General features: G+C 63.1%; 15 protein-coding genes. 7 read left to right on the top strand and 8 right to left on the bottom strand.

Annotated features, from left to right (window positions below; all coding sequences use genetic code 11):
- Positions 1–7 precede the first annotated feature (7 nt).
- The gene (locus ACTJKL_RS02280; RefSeq protein WP_440852067.1) at positions 8–2,077 is read left to right on the top strand and encodes a hypothetical protein; all 2,070 of its coding nucleotides are present in this window, start codon (positions 8–10) and stop codon (positions 2,075–2,077) included.
- Positions 2,078–2,143: 66 nt separating this feature from the next.
- Here ACTJKL_RS02280 and ACTJKL_RS02285 read toward each other — a convergent pair whose 3' ends face one another.
- Positions 2,144–2,695, bottom strand: a complete 552-nt coding sequence (locus tag ACTJKL_RS02285; RefSeq protein WP_018095665.1) for a GNAT family N-acetyltransferase — start codon at positions 2,693–2,695, stop codon at positions 2,144–2,146.
- A gap of 257 nt (positions 2,696–2,952) precedes the next feature.
- On the opposite strand from ACTJKL_RS02285, the gene ACTJKL_RS02290 reads away from it, so the two are divergent.
- Positions 2,953–3,960: a glutathione S-transferase family protein gene (locus ACTJKL_RS02290; protein WP_324762127.1), complete on the top strand. Its 1,008-nt coding sequence runs from the start codon at positions 2,953–2,955 to the stop codon at positions 3,958–3,960.
- 105 nt (positions 3,961–4,065) lie between these two features.
- Here the strand turns inward: ACTJKL_RS02290 and ACTJKL_RS02295 are convergent, their stop codons facing one another.
- Positions 4,066–4,557, bottom strand: a complete 492-nt coding sequence (locus ACTJKL_RS02295; RefSeq protein WP_100671842.1) for an NUDIX domain-containing protein — start codon at positions 4,555–4,557, stop codon at positions 4,066–4,068.
- Positions 4,558–4,639: 82 nt separating this feature from the next.
- On the opposite strand from ACTJKL_RS02295, the gene ACTJKL_RS02300 reads away from it, so the two are divergent.
- The 3 genes from ACTJKL_RS02300 (at position 4,640) to ACTJKL_RS02310 (ending at position 7,083) form a co-directional block, all read left to right on the top strand.
- Positions 4,640–5,542 (top strand): metallophosphoesterase family protein, encoded by a 903-nt coding sequence (locus ACTJKL_RS02300; protein ID WP_018095668.1) that lies wholly within the window; start codon positions 4,640–4,642, stop codon positions 5,540–5,542.
- Positions 5,543–5,736: 194 nt separating this feature from the next.
- Positions 5,737–6,252, top strand: coding sequence for an RNA polymerase sigma factor (locus ACTJKL_RS02305; protein ID WP_127710125.1), 516 nt, complete (start codon positions 5,737–5,739; stop codon positions 6,250–6,252).
- 3 nt (positions 6,253–6,255) lie between these two features.
- The gene (locus ACTJKL_RS02310) at positions 6,256–7,083 is read left to right on the top strand and encodes an anti-sigma factor family protein (protein WP_440852068.1); all 828 of its coding nucleotides are present in this window, start codon (positions 6,256–6,258) and stop codon (positions 7,081–7,083) included.
- A 208-nt stretch (positions 7,084–7,291) separates the two neighbouring features.
- Here the strand turns inward: ACTJKL_RS02310 and leuA are convergent, their stop codons facing one another.
- Positions 7,292–9,001, bottom strand: a complete 1,710-nt coding sequence (gene leuA / locus ACTJKL_RS02315) for a 2-isopropylmalate synthase (RefSeq protein WP_127710129.1) — start codon at positions 8,999–9,001, stop codon at positions 7,292–7,294.
- Positions 9,002–9,462: 461 nt separating this feature from the next.
- On the bottom strand, positions 9,463–10,050 hold the full coding sequence (locus ACTJKL_RS02320; protein WP_003534438.1) for an ATP-dependent Clp protease proteolytic subunit: 588 nt from the start codon (positions 10,048–10,050) through the stop codon (positions 9,463–9,465).
- 197 nt (positions 10,051–10,247) lie between these two features.
- Between ACTJKL_RS02320 and ACTJKL_RS02325 the strand changes: the two genes are divergently transcribed.
- A complete protein-coding gene (locus tag ACTJKL_RS02325) occupies positions 10,248–10,826 on the top strand; it encodes a HupE/UreJ family protein (RefSeq protein ID WP_440852069.1) in 579 nt (192 codons plus the stop codon).
- Positions 10,823–11,311 carry a GNAT family N-acetyltransferase gene (locus ACTJKL_RS02330; protein WP_275597536.1) on the top strand — a complete coding sequence of 163 codons (489 nt, stop codon included), beginning with the start codon at positions 10,823–10,825 and terminating at the stop codon, positions 11,309–11,311. The genes ACTJKL_RS02325 and ACTJKL_RS02330 overlap by 4 nt, the downstream gene beginning before the upstream one ends.
- A 27-nt stretch (positions 11,312–11,338) precedes the next feature.
- Here the strand turns inward: ACTJKL_RS02330 and ACTJKL_RS02335 are convergent, their stop codons facing one another.
- From ACTJKL_RS02335 to ACTJKL_RS02350, 4 genes are all read right to left on the bottom strand, one after another.
- A complete protein-coding gene (locus ACTJKL_RS02335) occupies positions 11,339–12,160 on the bottom strand; it encodes an APH(3'') family aminoglycoside O-phosphotransferase (protein ID WP_440852070.1) in 822 nt (273 codons plus the stop codon).
- Positions 12,161–12,191: 31 nt separating this feature from the next.
- Positions 12,192–12,656 (bottom strand): preQ(1) synthase, encoded by a 465-nt coding sequence (gene queF / locus ACTJKL_RS02340; protein ID WP_018095676.1) that lies wholly within the window; start codon positions 12,654–12,656, stop codon positions 12,192–12,194.
- Positions 12,653–13,573 (bottom strand): cation diffusion facilitator family transporter YiiP, encoded by a 921-nt coding sequence (yiiP, locus tag ACTJKL_RS02345; protein ID WP_411921620.1) that lies wholly within the window; start codon positions 13,571–13,573, stop codon positions 12,653–12,655. Before yiiP ends, queF begins: the two co-directional genes overlap by 4 nt.
- Positions 13,574–13,741: 168 nt before the next feature.
- A complete protein-coding gene (locus ACTJKL_RS02350; protein WP_440852071.1) occupies positions 13,742–15,931 on the bottom strand; it encodes an anthranilate synthase in 2,190 nt (729 codons plus the stop codon).
- Positions 15,932–16,025 lie beyond the last annotated feature (94 nt).

Raw genomic sequence — 16,025 nt, forward strand, 5'->3', positions numbered from 1 at the left:
CCCGGCGATGACAATCGATTTCTCGCCGCTTCTCGCCTGGCCGTATCTCGGGGCACTGGCGCTTGTCGCAGTTGTTCTGGCGGCACTCGGTATCTGGCGCGGCGTTCGGGGAGCCTGGATCAGGGCGGCGGCGCTGGCTGCATTCTGCCTCGCGCTTGCAAATCCCGTCCTCTTCCAGGAGGAGCGCGAACCCCTCTCCACCATCGTCGCCGTCGTTGTCGACCGCAGCCAGAGCCAGGAGAACGGTGACCGCCGCGCGCAGACCGACCAGGCGCTCGAGGGGCTCAAGGAACGCCTTTCCCGCTTCCCCCAGATCGAGGCGCGTATTGTCGAAGCCGCCGACGGCGAGGAAACCGAGGCGCCCTCGACCAGGCTCTTCGGCGCCCTGACAACGGCACTCGCAGACGTGCCGCCCGCCCGTGTCGGCGGCGCCATCTTCATTACCGACGGCCAGATCCACGACGTGCCGGACGTCAACCAGAAGCTCGGCTTCGATGCACCCGTCCATGCCCTGATCAGCGGCAAGCCGGACGAGTTCGACCGGCGCATCGAAATCGTCAGCGCCCCCCGCTTCGGCATCGTCGGCGAACAGCAGAGAATGACCTTTCGGGTCGTGGATGACGGCGCGGCTCCCGGCGGCAGCGCCGAGGTGACGATCCGCCTGAACGGCAACGAGATCGCCACGGAGCAGGCGGAGCCCGGCACAGACGTTCCGTTCAGCTTCACCGTTCCGCGCGGCGGCAACAACATCCTGGAATTCGCCGTCAATCCGGTTGCCGGCGAGGTGACGGAGACGAACAACCGCGCCGTGCATGTGCTCGACGGCATCCGCGAAAATCTTCGCGTGCTCCTCGTTTCGGGAGAGCCGCATGCGGGCGAGCGCGCCTGGCGCAACCTCTTGAAATCCGATGCCGCGGTCGACCTCGTCCATTTCACCATTCTCCGGCCGCCGGAGAAACAGGACGGCACGCCGATCAACGAACTCTCGCTCATCGCCTTCCCGACGCGGGAGCTTTTCGTCGACAAGATCAGCGAGTTCGACCTCATCATTTTCGATCGCTACCAGCATCGTGGCGTGCTGCCGATCCTCTATTACGACAACATCGCCCAGTACGTGCAGAACGGTGGAGCGCTGCTGATCGCCGCCGGGCCGGAGCACGCCGGCGACGATTCGATCGCCGCGACCCCGCTTGCGGCGGTGCTGCCGGCAACGCCGACCGGCGTCATGAACGAGAAGGCGTTCTTCCCCCGGCTCTCGGAGGAAGGAAAGAAGCACCCGGTCACCCGCGGGCTCGAAGGGGCAGCGGACGAACCGCCGGCCTGGGGCCGCTGGTTCCGTACCGTCGACGTGGACAGGCCGCTCGGGCAGACGGTAATGGAAGCTGCTGACGGCAAGCCGCTGCTGGTCCTCAATCGCGTCGGCAAAGGGCGTGTCGCCATGCTGCTCTCCGACCAGGGTTGGCTGTGGGCGCGCGGCTTCGAAGGGGGTGGGCCGCATGTCTCGCTCTATCGCCGCACGGCGCATTGGCTGATGCAGGAGCCGGCGCTCGAAGAGGAGGCGCTCACCGCCCGCGCGATGGGCCGGACTCTCGAAATCACGCGCCAGACGATCGAAGGAGATCCCGGCCAGGCGACCCTCACCTATCCTTCCGGCCGGACCCAGGAAGTCACGCTCACGGAAGGCGAGCCGGGGCTCTACAAGGCTGAGGTCGAGACCAATGAAATCGGCCTTTTCGAAGTTGCCAACGACGAATTGACGACGCTCGTCCATGTCGGCAACGTCGATGCGCCCGAATTCAAGGCGGCGATTTCCACGGAAGAGAAGATCAAACCCTGGGCGGAGAAGACGAAGGGCCTGGTCCGCCGTCTGGCGAGCGCCGACGGACCCGTCGACCTCCCGTCTATCCTCCCGGTTCGCGGCGCCGTCCGCGTGGCCGACGATCAGCGCCTGTCGCTGCGCATGACCGACGAGACGGTGTTGAAGGGCATCGATTCCCTTTCGCTATTCGCGGGGCTCTTCGGCCTGGCGGCACTGCTCTTCCTCATCTCCGCTACCTGGTATCGCGAGGGGCGGTGAACGCCGACGAGGCCACGGCTTCGCCATTCTCGGGCCGAGGACGACGAATAGGCCGACGTCCAGAGATCAGGCAGCCGCCCCTTGCGCCTCCGTGCGCGCAGTGAGGCAGGTGGCGCCGTCATCCCGCCAGGCGATCACGCCTTCAAGCCGGGCGTGAACGTCCGGCGCGACCGGCACGACGAGAACCCTCGCGGGATCGACGGGACCCGGGAATTGGAGCGCGCCGTGGCGTACCTTCTCGAAACCGAGCGGCTGGTAATAAGGCGGATCGCCGACGAGGATAACCGCTTCGGTGCCCTTGCGGCGCGCCGCTTCGACTGCAATACGGACGAGTTCCCGGCCGATGCCCTGGTTCTTGTGCGAGGGCCGGACGGCAAGCGGGCCGAGCAGATGTCCTTTCACCGAACCGGCCGTTACCGGCGTCATCCGGACCGACGCGATCGTTTCGCCGTTATCGGCGCAGATGAAGGAGAGCGCCCGGTCATGGGGCCCCTGCTCGCGAATCCGCGCGGCGGCGCGGGTGAAGCGACCCGGCCCGAACGCCTCTTCATTGATGATTTCGATGGCTGCGTCGTGGGATGCGTCTTCGGTCAGATAGACGAGATCGTGCTTTTTCATGTGTCGAGAACCGGCATGCGAACGGACATGGAGGATGGCTCGCCCCGAATGGGCGTTTGCAGCATCAGCGTCGTCGCAGGCTTCCCGACAGGATCATTGTTGTGATCGTTTCCCAGATGAAAGAGCTACCGTTTCGCCGATAGCAGAAAAATGCTGCCAGTCAAAGGGTAAAACGCACTGTTCGGAATTTCACATCTATCGGCCGCGGTTCTCAGCACTAATTATGACGTCAGCAAACGATCGAAAGGAGTTGGCCTATGGGTAGGCTCGTGAATGGCGTCTGGCAGGATGTCTGGTACGACACGCGTGCGACGAACGGTCATTTCAAGCGCAGCGAATCGCAGTTCCGCAACTGGATCACGGCAGATGGATCGCCCGGCCCTTCCGGCGAAGGCGGCTTCGAGGCCGAAGCGGGCCGCTATCATCTCTATGTGTCCCTTGCCTGCCCCTGGGCGCACCGCACGCTGATCTTCCGCAAGCTCAAGAAGCTCGAAGACCTCATCTCGCTTTCCATCGTCGACCCGCTGATGCTGGCCAACGGCTGGGAATTCAAGGGAGAGGATCGGGAGGGCGAGGAACGCAAGGGCGAGAACGGCGGCACCGCCGATCACCTCTTCGGCTCGCGCATGCTCTGGGAAGTCTATCTGCGCGCCGACTCGGTCTATTCCGGCCGGGTGACGGTGCCGGTCCTCTGGGATAAGCGGAAGAACACGATCGTCTCGAACGAGTCCGCCGAAATCATCCGCATGTTCAACTCGGCCTTCGATCGTCTGACCGGCTCGACGGCAGATTTCTGCCCGCAAGATCTGCGTCCCGAAATCGACGCGCTCAATGCGCGTATCTACGACGCGGTCAACAACGGGGTCTACAAGGCCGGCTTCGCAACCAGCCAGGCGGCCTATGAGGAGAGCGTCGCCGCCCTCTTCTCCATGCTGGACGAACTGGAGAACCGCCTCGCGTCGAAGCGCTATCTCACGGGAGACCGCCTGACCGAAGCCGATTGGCGGCTCTTCACGACACTCGTCCGTTTCGATCCGGTCTATGTCGGTCATTTCAAATGCAACATCCGCCGCATTGCGGACTATCCGAATCTCTACGGCTATCTGCGCGAGCTCTACCAGGTGCCGGGCGTCGCCGAGACGGTCAATATGCACCACATCAAGCAGCACTATTACCGCAGCCATACGACGATCAATCCGACGGGCATCGTGCCGGTGGGTCCGGTGCTCGACCTTGGAGCGCCGCACGGGCGGGATAACCTCTGAAAAAGGATGAGAGAAAATGGGCGCCAGCCGCTTGTCCCTTCGTCCGCTTGCTGGGGAGAAGGGACAAGCAGGCGGCTAAGGGGGCGATCCGACGCGATCGGTCGCCTACCAGAACGTATCGGGCGCCGCGCTTCCAGCGAGCTCCGCCAGCCGGCGCCGGGTCGCAGGCGTCGTGTCCGCCGGAAGGTCGTCGAGCGGAAAGAAGCCCGCCGCGGCGATTTCGAGATCCGCACGCTTCGGCCGCTCCTGGCGGACATTATCGCAGCGGAAGAAGATGACGTGATCGCGCTTGCTGGTGCGCCGGTTGTAGTAGACCTGAAAGAGCAGCGGTGCCGTCGTCAGCACGAGGTTGCCCTCCTCCCTGAGTTCGCGGGCCAGGCCCTCCACCGCAGTCTCGTTGCGGTCGAGTCCGCCGCCGGGAAGATGCCAGCCCGGCAGATAGGAATGCCTTACGAGAAAGACCCGCCCCTCACCATCGAAACAGGCAGCCCGCACGCCGAGCGTCATGCCGCGGGCCAGGGCGAAATAAACATGGGCAAACCGCGTCAGAAAGCGGAGCCGCCAGGAGGGTATCTCCGGCCCGCGGCTCTCGTCCATACGCCTTCTCCTCACATTCACGCTTTCCGGGAATAGTCCATTACTGATTCCCCTTCCCGGGAATATGCGCTAGACGAGATTAATGTTCAAACTTGCGCATATATCCGATGTCCACCTGGGGCCTTTGCCCGATCTCTCCCTCCGCGAACTCGCTTCCAAGCGGATCACCGGATTCGTCAACTGGCACAGGAACAGGGTGCGCCATCTCTTTCCCGGGACGCTCGACTGCCTGATGCAGGACATCGAGGTGCGCAATCCGGATCACCTGGCGATCACCGGAGATCTCGTCAACCTCGCCTCTTCGCTGGAGATCGAGGCGGTTACCGAATGGCTCGCGGAAGCGGGCGACCCCAATGAAATCTCGGTGGTTCCAGGCAACCACGACGCCTATGTGCCCGGCGCATACGAGAAGATCACGCATGCATGGTATCCCTTCATGCGCGGCGACGACGGCCCCAGCGGCTGGATGAAGAAGCATGCCTGCTTTCCCTATATGCGGGTGCGCGGCAGGGTGGCGCTCATCGGCTGCTCGACGGCCGTGGCCACGCCCCCTTTCGCCGCGAGCGGCTATTTCGGGCCGCGACAGGCGCGCGCGACGGTCAACCTCCTTCGCCAGGCCGGCGAAGCCGGATTGTTCCGCATCGTCATGATCCATCACCCGCCGATTCGCGGCGCGACCTCGATGCACAAGCGCATGATCGGCATCCGCCGTTTCGCTGCCACCATCTCCGCCGGCGGGGCCGAGCTGGTTCTGCACGGCCACACGCATCTCAATACGCTCCACTGGCTCAAGGGGCATACGGGGCCGGTGCCGGTCGTCGGCATTGCATCCGCTTCGCAGGGTCCCGGAGGCAGCAAGCCCGTCGCCGCCTATAATCTCTTTTCCGTCGACGGCGAGCCCGGAGACTGGCGGCTGACCCGGGAGCGCTACGCGATCAACCCGGACGCGACCGGCGTGGTGCTCGCCGAAACGACGTATTTCTGAAACGCCGGAAGCCTCTCGGTGCCGGCCGATTCAAGGACCCGCGCCGGCGTGGGGAAAACCGGTTGCCGGGGCGCAAAAACCTCTTTCCGTTCCGGCTCGTCCCTTGCAGACTTAGGACCAAATGTTCCATATCATTGATGGTGCGTCCGCATGGCGAATGGACGCGCGATCCGGCACGTTTTACTGGAAGAGCAATGCGCCCAGCGGCAGAAATGAAGGATTTCAGACGGGATTTGGTCAGCCTGCTGCCCAAACTGCGCCGCTTCGCGATCACGCTGGCCCGCAATGCCAATGATGCCGACGATCTCGTCCAGGAAGTTTGCGAGCGGGCAATCGCGCGCGGTCACCTATGGAATGGCGAGGGCCGGCTGGAAAGCTGGGTCTATGCGATGACCCGCAATCTCTGGGTGGACGAAATCCGCAAGCGCAAGGTGCGCAGCGCCGGTGCGGTCGACGTTTTCGAGCGGGAAGAACCGCACGTCGAAGCAACAGCCGAAAAGGCCGCCTATGCCAATCAGGTGCAGAAGATGATCCTGTCGATGCCGGAGGGACTGGCAAGCGTCTTCCTCCTCGTCAATGTCGAAGGCCACAGCTACCGGGAAACGGCGGAGATCCTCGGCATCCCCGTCGGTACGGTCATGAGCAGGCTGTCGACGGCGCGGCTCAGGCTCGCGGCCATGTTGTCCGAAAATACGGAAAGGAGGGCCTGACCGTTGCTGCAAACGAAGGGCCTGGCGCTCGAGGTGCGGTTGTCCGCCTATATCGACGGCGAACTCGCAGAAAGCGAGAAATCCGAGCTTGACGCTCTTCTCGCCCGCGACGACGAGGCGAGGGCATTGCTCGACAAGCTCAAGTCGGGCAGTGCCTTCGGCAACGGGGCCTTCGAAAACTTCCTCCATGATCCGGTGCCGCTGGCGCTGGTGCGCCAGATAAAGCAAGGCCCCGGCATCAACCCGAAATCGGAGCGGGTAACGACGGCCAGCCTTCCAAGACGAAGCGCTCGCATCTGGCCGCGCATCCTCGCCGCTTCCACCGCCCTTTTCCTGCTCGGCGGAGCCGCCGGCTTCATTCTCGGCAGCGCCACGGACTTCGCCGAGCCGATGAACCAGGCCGATGACCGCCCCTGGATCGACGATATCGTCGGGTCTCACCGCATCTATTCGCGCCAGAAGGAGCATCTGGTCGAGGTGCCGGGAACGCAGGCGGCCGAGATCGAGACCTGGCTTGCCGCAAGCGTCGGCGTGAGCTTCGCTGTCCCCGATCTCGACCGCAAGGGATTATCCTTCGAAGGGGCGAGGCTCCTTGCCGCCAACGGCAGGCCGGTTGCCCAGCTCGTCTATCGCGACCGGGAGGGAGAAGTCTTCACCATCTGCTTTCTCAAGCAAGGCGACGGGCAACAATCCGGCGAATTCACCGAGACCATCCGCGGCGACCTCGGCCTGATATCGTGGCAACGGGAAAGCGCCTCATTCGTGATGATCGGTCCGTCTTCCGACCCCGCTCTGCAGGACCTTGCCGAAACGGTGGCGGCGAATATTTGACGCTGATCAAGACCGAGTATCTGCCCCGCACAGAGCCATCGCGACCTTCTGCTCATGGGAGGCAGAGCCATCGCATATGAGCCAGGGTCGGAAGCGTTTCCGCGACCCTATCGAAGATCAACCTAAATGAGCGCTGCCCAATACCATTCCCCTCTCTCCGCGCGCGGAGAGAGGGTCGGGGCAAGGGGCACCTACCAGGGCAAGCGCGTCACTTCCCCATCACGTCCAGAACGCGGTTGGCAGCCGAGACGATCGCCTCCAGTGAGGCGGCCACGATATTGGTGTTGATGCCGACGCCGAAGAGCTTGCCGCCCGGATACTCGACCTCGACATAAGCGATCGCAGCGGCGTTCGAACCATGCTGCAGCGAATGCTCGGAGTAATCCGCCACCGAGAGTTCGACGCCGAGATAGATCGACAGTGCATTTATGAAGCCGTCGATCGGGCCCGTACCCTTGCCCTCGATCTGTCTGGTCTCGCCGCCGTCCGTGATCTCGGCGGCAACGACGCGCAAGCCTTTGTGCTCGCCTACAGGGTAGGTGTGATGGTCGACGAACTTGATGCGCGCGCCCGGCTGCTCGACATAGCTTTCGATGAAGCGCTGATGGATGCGCTTCGAGGGCAGCTCCTTGCCTTCCTCGTCGGTGATGCGCTGGACTTCCTCACGGAACTCGATCTGCAGATTGCGCGGCAGATTGATCCCGTAGTCCTCCTGCAGGATATAGGCGATACCGCCCTTGCCCGACTGCGAGTTGATGCGGATGATCGCTTCGTAGCTGCGTCCGACATCGCGCGGATCGATCGGCAGATAGGGTACCTCCCAGGTCGGCTTGTTCGCCTGTTTGATCGCCTTCATGCCCTTGTTGATGGCATCCTGATGCGAGCCCGAGAAAGCCGTGTAAACCAGTTCGCCGACATAGGGGTGGCGTTCCGGAATGACCATCTGGTTGGAATATTCGTAGACTTCCTTGATCCGTTCGATGTCCGAGCAGTCGAGCTTGGGATCGACGCCCTGTGTGAACATGTTGAGCGCCAGCGTCACCACATCGACGTTGCCGGTGCGCTCGCCATTGCCGAAGAGCGTCCCCTCGACACGGTCGGCGCCGGCCATCAGCCCCAGCTCGGTTGCGGCAATGCCGGTGCCGCGGTCATTGTGCGGATGCAGCGAGACGATCAGGTTCTCGCGATTGTCGAGATTGCGGCACATCCATTCGATCTGGTCGGCATAGATGTTCGGCGTCGCCATCTCCACGGTCGAGGGCAGGTTGATGATGAGCTTGTTGTCCGCCGTCGGCCGGACGATCTCGATCACGGCGTTGCAAATCTCCAATGCCACTTCGAGTTCGGTGCCCGTGAAGCTTTCCGGCGAGTACTCGAAGCGATAGCCGCCGCCCGCTTTCGCGGCCATATCGGTGATCATCTTGGCGGCGTCGGTCGCGATCTGCTTGATGCCGGCCACGTCCTTGCCGAAGACGACGCGGCGCTGCAGCTCGCTCGTCGAATTGTAGAAATGCACGATCGGCCGGTGCGCACCTTCAAGCGCCTCGAAGGTCCGCGCGATCAATTCCGGCCGGCACTGGACCAGCACCTGCAGCGACACGTCTTCGGAGACGTTGCCTTCCTCGACGCACCAGCGGGCGAAATCGAAATCCGTCTGCGACGCGGAGGGGAAGCCGATCTCGATCTCCTTGAAGCCCATGTCCAGGAGGAGGTGGAACATGCGCGCCTTCCGGTCGTGACCCATCGGATCGACGAGTGCCTGGTTGCCGTCGCGAAGATCCACGGAACACCAGATAGGCGCCTCGGTGATCGCCTTTGACGGCCACGTGCGATCCGGCAGCGCGATCTGCGGATAGGGCTGATATTTCACAGCCGCTTCGGGCATGCCGGTCTTGATGGAATGCGATTTCAAAATCATGTGCAGCTTCTCTTCGTCACTGGAGCGTAGCCTGCCGCATGCAATAGCCGATCATTCGGGACATTGCGATGGCGATGCCGCGGGGGCCGCGCGATTTGGTTCAGCTTTTCTGGATTTCGAGGAGCAGGTGCCGGCAAGGCTTTTCGGCCGCCGGGCGCTCCTCAGCGAACCCGGCAACCGCGGATAAGGCCGAGAAGAAGAAGGGAGGCGAAGGCGCGCGCAGGAGCACGATTGGCATCGTGTCCCGAAAAGATCGCTGCGATCTTGTGTGCGTCGGCCTCAGTCATGGAAAAGCCTATACACGGCTTGGTAATGCGGAGCAAGAGTGCCCTTTCCTCGGGTTTGGTCCGAGGACTAGCCCTTTCCCCGCGCGTGGGGGAAAGGGGTCTGAGGCGGCGCCTCGCGTCCCTTCGCCCCGCTTGCGGGAGAAGGTGCCGGCAGGCGGATGAGGGGCGGACGCTCTAGATTTCCGCGATGGAGGTGACGATGCGCGAAACGAGACCGTAGGCCTTCGCCTCTTCCGCACCGAGCCAGTAATCGCGATCCGTGTCTTTGGCGATCTTGTCGACCGGCTGTCCGGTCGCTTCGGAGAAGATCCGGTTCAGACGCTCGTTCATCTTGATGATCTCGCGTGCCTGGATCTCGATGTCGGAAGCCATGCCGCGCGTTCCGCCCGAGGGTTGGTGCAAAAGGAAGCGGGTGTTCGGCAGGCACAGGCGCTGCTCCTTGGGCGCAGCGACATAGATGAGCGCGCCGGCGGACGCGACCCAGCCGGTGCCGATAGTCCAGACCTTCGGCTTCACGAACTTGATCATGTCGTGGATGCTGTCGCCGGATTCGACATGGCCGCCGGGCGAGTTGACGAAGAGGCGGATATCGTCGTCGCTGGCCGCGGCAAGCGCCACGAGCTGCGAGCAGACCTTCTGCGCGAGTTCCTGGGTGATGGTCCCGTAAATGAAAATCGAACGCGACTTGAAAAGGTTCGCCTCCGTCTCCTTGCCCAAGGGCAATTCGGTCTTCTTTTCTTCCTGGTCGTCGTCGTTCCGCATTCTTCGGACTCCTCATGAAATGTCTTCCAACCAGATAATGCGACTCGACGGCGAAAACAATGCAAACGGCGGCGTTAACACGGTTCGAATCGCCCGCCTCGGCGCGATGGTAAACAGGGTCCGCCAAATGACGTATGGACAGCCGGCGGGAGCCCAATAAGATCAGCGGATCATCAATGTCTGTATCGGGGCCCAGAATGAAGAAACCCGTCCTTCTCGCAGCCGCGCTCTTCGCCGGCTCCTCCGCGCCTGCCTTCGCCCATCTCGATCCAGCCGAACACGGGTCGGTGATGGCGGGCCTTTCCCATCCGCTGTTCGGAGCCGACCACGTTCTTGCGATGATCGCCGTCGGCCTTTGGGCGGCTCAGATCGGCGGCAGGGCGCTGTGGAGCGTGCCGGCTGCCTTTGTCGCGACGATGGTGCTCGGCTTCGTCCTCGCCCACACCGGCGCTCCCCTGCCCCTTGTCGAACCGGCCATCCTCGCCTCCGTCGTGGCGCTCGGCCTGGTCGTCGCCATAGCCGTCCGGCTTGACGCGGCAACGGCTGCAGCCATCGTCGCGGCCTTCGCGCTCTTCCATGGCCATGCCCACGGCGGAGAGTTGGGCTCGGCCGGCACCTGGTCGTTTGCAGCAGGATTCGTGATCGCAACCGCTCTTCTGCACATTGCCGGCATCGGTCTCGGCATGGGGCTCGCCCGGCTTGCGGACCGCGGCGTCGTCACCCGTATCGTCGGCGGCGCCACCGCCATAGCCGGCGCAGCCTTGATCTTCGGATGATACTGGTTCGCTCCGCGCTGCCGCAGGAGGCGGACTTTCTCGCTCAAATCGGCCTTGAAGCCTGGCGCAAAGGCATAAAGCCGCTTGTGCCGGCGCATGTTGCGGCGGCCACCGAACAGAACAATCCGTTTCTGCCGTTCGTGCGAGAACTGGGGCCTCGCATTCTCGTCGCTGAAGTCGATGGAGAAGCTGCCGGCCTCGGCGCCCGCGAGCACGATGACGATGTCATCAGCGATATCTGGGTGGCTCCCGCCTTCGAAGGACGGGGCGCCGGATCGGCCCTCATAAAGGCGCTCGAAGCGCAAATCGCCGAGCGTGGATACAGGCAAGCCGCAATCCAGGTGGCGGCCCAAAACGAGCGGGCGCTTCAGCTCTACCAGCGTCTCGGCTACCGAGTGCTTTGGAGGAAGGTCGCTTTCGACCCGATCCTCCAGACCGAACTGGAAAAGATCGGCCTGTCAAAACCACTTCGGCTCGATCGATAGGGCAATCCGTCCGAACCGGCGGGCGGCTCATCCCCAGGTCAGCGGATCCAGCCGAAGATAGAAAGCGAGACGATCTTCGTCCGGTGCCGAGATCCCGTGAATGGCGAAGAGGCAGTCCCGGGCGGTCTCCGCATCGCCCTGTCCGGTCCAGCTTTCGCGAGCGTTGCCAAGGAGGAGCGAAAAATCGACGTATCGATCCGCCGTTCCCAGCCGACTCAGATCGATAACGCCCGTGCAGCGGTGTGTATCCGGATCAATCATGAAGTTGGGCAGGCATGCGTCGCCATGGCAGACTACGAGACCGGAAGGCTCATCGATCAGGTGCCTCGGCAGTTCAGCCCGCAGAGCGTCGAACAGTTCGCCCGGCGGAGTGTTCTGATCCTCCGGGGCCAGGAAATCCGGATTGACGGCATCGCGCCGGACGACATCCGCGGCCCGGTCGAACATCGACGCGAGTCGCCGCTCGAAGGGGCAGGATTCCGTTGGCAGTCCATGCAGCAGCTTCAATTGCCGCACGATCGACGGCCAGGCCTTCTTGAGGTCGACCGCGGAGAGCTCGCTTGCCGGCACGCCCGGCAGCGCGCTGATGACGACACATGCTTCATTCTCTGCCGCGATCCACTCGCAGACGGAGGGCGAGCCCACGCGGAACGGCGCCAGCCACGCGACACGATCGCGCTCGCCCTCGAGCAGTGCCATGGCCTTACCGCTCGCAATCTTCGCATAGGCGCTACCGTCGCTGCGACGATAGACGCGGTCACCGGATTCGCCGTGACGAACCGGTATCCATTCCCGACCTACGGGCAGTTTCGGGAGTAGCGTTTCGTCACCGGCGTCGCGCCTGCTCATGAAACCCGCCATTGCAAGTCGGCAACCGCCATCATCCCCGTCCGCGATAGGTCGGCACGCCCTGATCCGGCAGCCAGACGCCCTCCGGCGGGTTTCCCGTCTGCCAGAAAACGTCGATCGGGATGCCGCCGCGGGGATACCAGTAGGCGCCGATCCGTAGCCACTTCGGCGAAAGCAGCGAAACCAGCCGCTTGGCGATCTCGATCGTGCAATCCTCGTGGAAAGCGCCGTGGTTGCGGAACGAATGCAGGAACAGCTTGAGCGATTTCGATTCGACCAGCCAGCCGTCCGGCACATAGTCGATGACGATATGCGCGAAGTCGGGCTGCCCGGTCATCGGGCAAAGCGAGGTGAACTCGGGCGCCGTAAAGCGCACGACGAAGTCCGTGCCGCCGTGCCCGCTCGGCACCCTTTCGAGAACCGCTTCTTCCGGGCTCTGGGGCAGATCGACCTTCGTCCCCAGTTGTGAAAGTCCCGATACGTCAGTCTTGGTCATTTCCGTGATGCTCCACTAACTTTAACGCGCACCCCGTGCGCCTTTTCGCCTTCCGGTTCGACGTGGATGGCGATCTCCGCGCCCGAGTGCACGACGCGAATCGCCTCCTCGATCCGGTCGCAGATATCGTGCGCGTCACCGACCGCCATCGCCTCCGGCACGACCATGTGAAAATCCACGAAAATCGCCGGGCCCGCCTGACGCGTTTTCAGATCATGGACCCCGAGAGACCCGCCGGCATTAGCCGCGATCGCCGCCTTGATCGCCTCCTCCTCGTCCGCCGGCACCGCCTTGTCCATCAGCCCGTCGACGGAGCGCGAAATCACCTTCCAGCCCTGGAAGAGGATGTTGCCCGCGACGATCACGGCGAGCAGCGGATCGAGGATCGCGTAGCCGGTGGCGATGGCGAGAAGAAGGCCGACGAGCACGCCCACGGAGGTCACGACATCGGAGAGAATATGCTGGCCGTCCGCACTCAACGCGGGCGAGCGATGGCGGCTGCCCGCCCGGATAAGCACATAGGCCCAGACCGCATTGACGACGCCGGCAGCAAAATTGATGGCGAGGCCTAGCGTCGGTGCATTCAGAAGCACCGGTGCCATCATTTCGGGGATGGCTTCCCAGATAATCAGCAACGCCGCCAGGACGATCAGTACGCCTTCGATGACCGCGGAGAAGTATTCTGCCTTGTGATGCCCGAAGGGGTGATCGGCATCGGCCGGCTTTGCCGCATAGCCGATCATCGCATAGGCAATAACCGCGGCGACCACGTTGACGGAGGATTCCAGCCCGTCGGACAGGAGCGCCACCGAGCCCGTCACCCACCAGGCGAGCATTTTAAGACCCATCACGGCCAGCGACAGGGGGATGCCCCAGAAGGCGAGTCGCAGGACGGTTCTATTGTCGGTTCCGGTCATCGTCATTCCTCCTGCAGATGCAAACGAGTTGCAGATGCAAGGCCATTCAAATGCAAAACCGCCCGCGCGGGTTTTCGCGCAGGCGGATCATGGGCGCCATATGGGCGATTACAGGCCGCTTGTCAAACGGTCGAATGCCTCGAGCCGATACAGCCGACGCGCAAGAGGTCAGGCTGCCTTGGTCTTCGCCCGTTTGGCGAGATGGGCAACCACGTTCTCGATCATCCGCATGCCGGCGTCGCCGCCGAGCGTCATGATCGATTCCGGATGGAACTGTACGGCCGCCACCGGCTCCTTGCTGTGTTCGATGCCCATGATCGTACCATCTTCGCTTTCGGCCGTGATCACGAATTCGCGCGGCAGGTTGGACGGATCGGCGAAAATCGAATGATAGCGCCCGACCGTCACCTCCTTGCCGAGGCCGGAGAAGACGATGCCGGGTTCGAGCACGCGGATGCGCGAGGGTTTCCCGTGCATCGGGATCGCCAGTTGACGAAGATCGCCGCCATAAGCCTCCGCGAGCGCCTGCAGCCCCAGGCAGACGCCGAAGATCGGCAGGTCCCGCGCCCGCGCCTTCTTGATCGTCGCCTTGCAGTCGAAGTCCTTGGGGGTGCCGGGACCGGGCGAAAGCACGACGAGGTCGGGCTTGACCCGGTCGAAGATTTCCTCGGCCACGGGCGTGCGCACGGTGGTGACAGTCGCGCCCGTCTGGCGGAAGTAGTTCGCCAGGGTATGGACGAAGCTGTCCTCGTGATCGACGAGCAGGATGCTCACTCCGGCGCCAACGGCAGCGACGTCGCGCGCGGCCTTGGCGCTGTTTGCGGATTTGGCGTCGCGGATGGCTGCAATCATGGCAGAGGCCTTCAGTTCGGTTTCGGCTTCTTCTTCTTCCGGATTGGAATCATAGAGGAGCGTCGCACCCGCCCTCACCTCGGCGATCCCGTCCTTGATGCGGATGGTACGCAAGGTCAGCCCGGTGTTCATGTCGCCGTTGAAGCCGACCATGCCGATCGCGCCCCCGTACCAGGCACGCGGGCTCTTCTCGTGGCTCTCGATGAAGCGCATGGCCCAGAGCTTCGGCGCGCCGGTAACGGTCACCGCCCAGGCGTGGCTGAGGAACCCGTCGAAGGCGTCCATATCGTCGCGCAGGCGCCCCTCGATGTGATCGACCGTGTGGATCAGCCGCGAATACATCTCGATCTGACGGCGACCGATCACCTTGACCGAGCCCGGCACGCAGACCCGGCTCTTGTCGTTGCGGTCGACGTCCGAGCACATGGTGAGTTCGGACTCGTCCTTCTTCGAGTTCAAGAGCTTCAGGATCTGCTCGCTGTCTGCGATCGGATCGTCGCCGCGCTTGATCGTGCCGGAAATCGGGCAGGTCTCGATGCGCCGGCCGGAAACGCGCACGAACATCTCCGGCGAAGCACCCACCAGGTATTCCTGGTTGCCGAGATTGATGAAGAAGGAATAGGGCGACGGATTGATCGCCTTCAGCCGATTGGAAATCTCGGACGGGCGGCTTTCGCAGCGCTCGTAGAATTTCTGCCCCGGCACCACTTCGAAAAGATCGCCGCGACGGAAGCTTTCCTTCGCCTTGACGACCAGTTCGGCATATTCGCCCGGGCGGTGATCCCCGTGCGGCGGAATGCTGTCGACGCTCAGGAACGGCTCGGGAGCGATGTCCGCTGCCTTGCCCTCGGTCGAAAGGTCCTCCCTGGCGAAATCGTAGCGGTCGATCCAGGCCTTTGCCGCATAGTGATCGACCACCAGGATTTCGTCCGGCAGGAACAGAACCATGTCGCGCTGGTCGTCCGGACGCGTAAGCTTCAGTTCGATCGCATCGAACTGGAATGCGAGGTCGTAGCCGAAGGCGCCATAGAGGCCGAGGTTCGAGTCCTCCTCCGAGTGGAAGAGGTTCGTCACCGCGCGAAGAACCGTAAAGACCGTCGGCACCTTCGACCGCTCTTCCTCGGTGAAGACACGATCGGGCTCATTGATTGTGAGGTCGAGACGACGGGGCGCAAGCGCGCCGAGCGTAATGTCGGCAACGGACTTCAGATCCTCGGCGATCAGCGCCAGCAGCACTTCGCCGCGTTCGTTATAGGCTTCGATCCAGAGCGAGCGACCGAAGGAGGAGATGGCAAGCGGCGGGTCGACCACCGCAGTGTCCCAACGGGTATAACGGCCGGGATATTCGTAGTTCGAGGAGAAGACCGCGCCGCGCCGCTCGTCGAGCCTGTCGACATAGCCGGCGATCGCGTCGCTGTAGGATGCCTCGCGCCGCTTGCGGGTGACGACGATGCCACCCTTCGTGGTATAACTCTCCGCGCCGTCTTCCAGAATTACCGCTGCCATTCGTCTCGCTCCGTAAAAGCCCGGTCTTTCCACGCGGCCAGAATACGAAAAAAGCCGCCTCGAAATCTCCGGGCGGCTCCATCTCTCAATCACG

It is taken from the genome of Sinorhizobium sp. 22678, from assembly GCF_052044265.1.
GTDB classification, from domain to species: Bacteria; Pseudomonadota; Alphaproteobacteria; order Rhizobiales; family Rhizobiaceae; genus Sinorhizobium; species Sinorhizobium meliloti_A.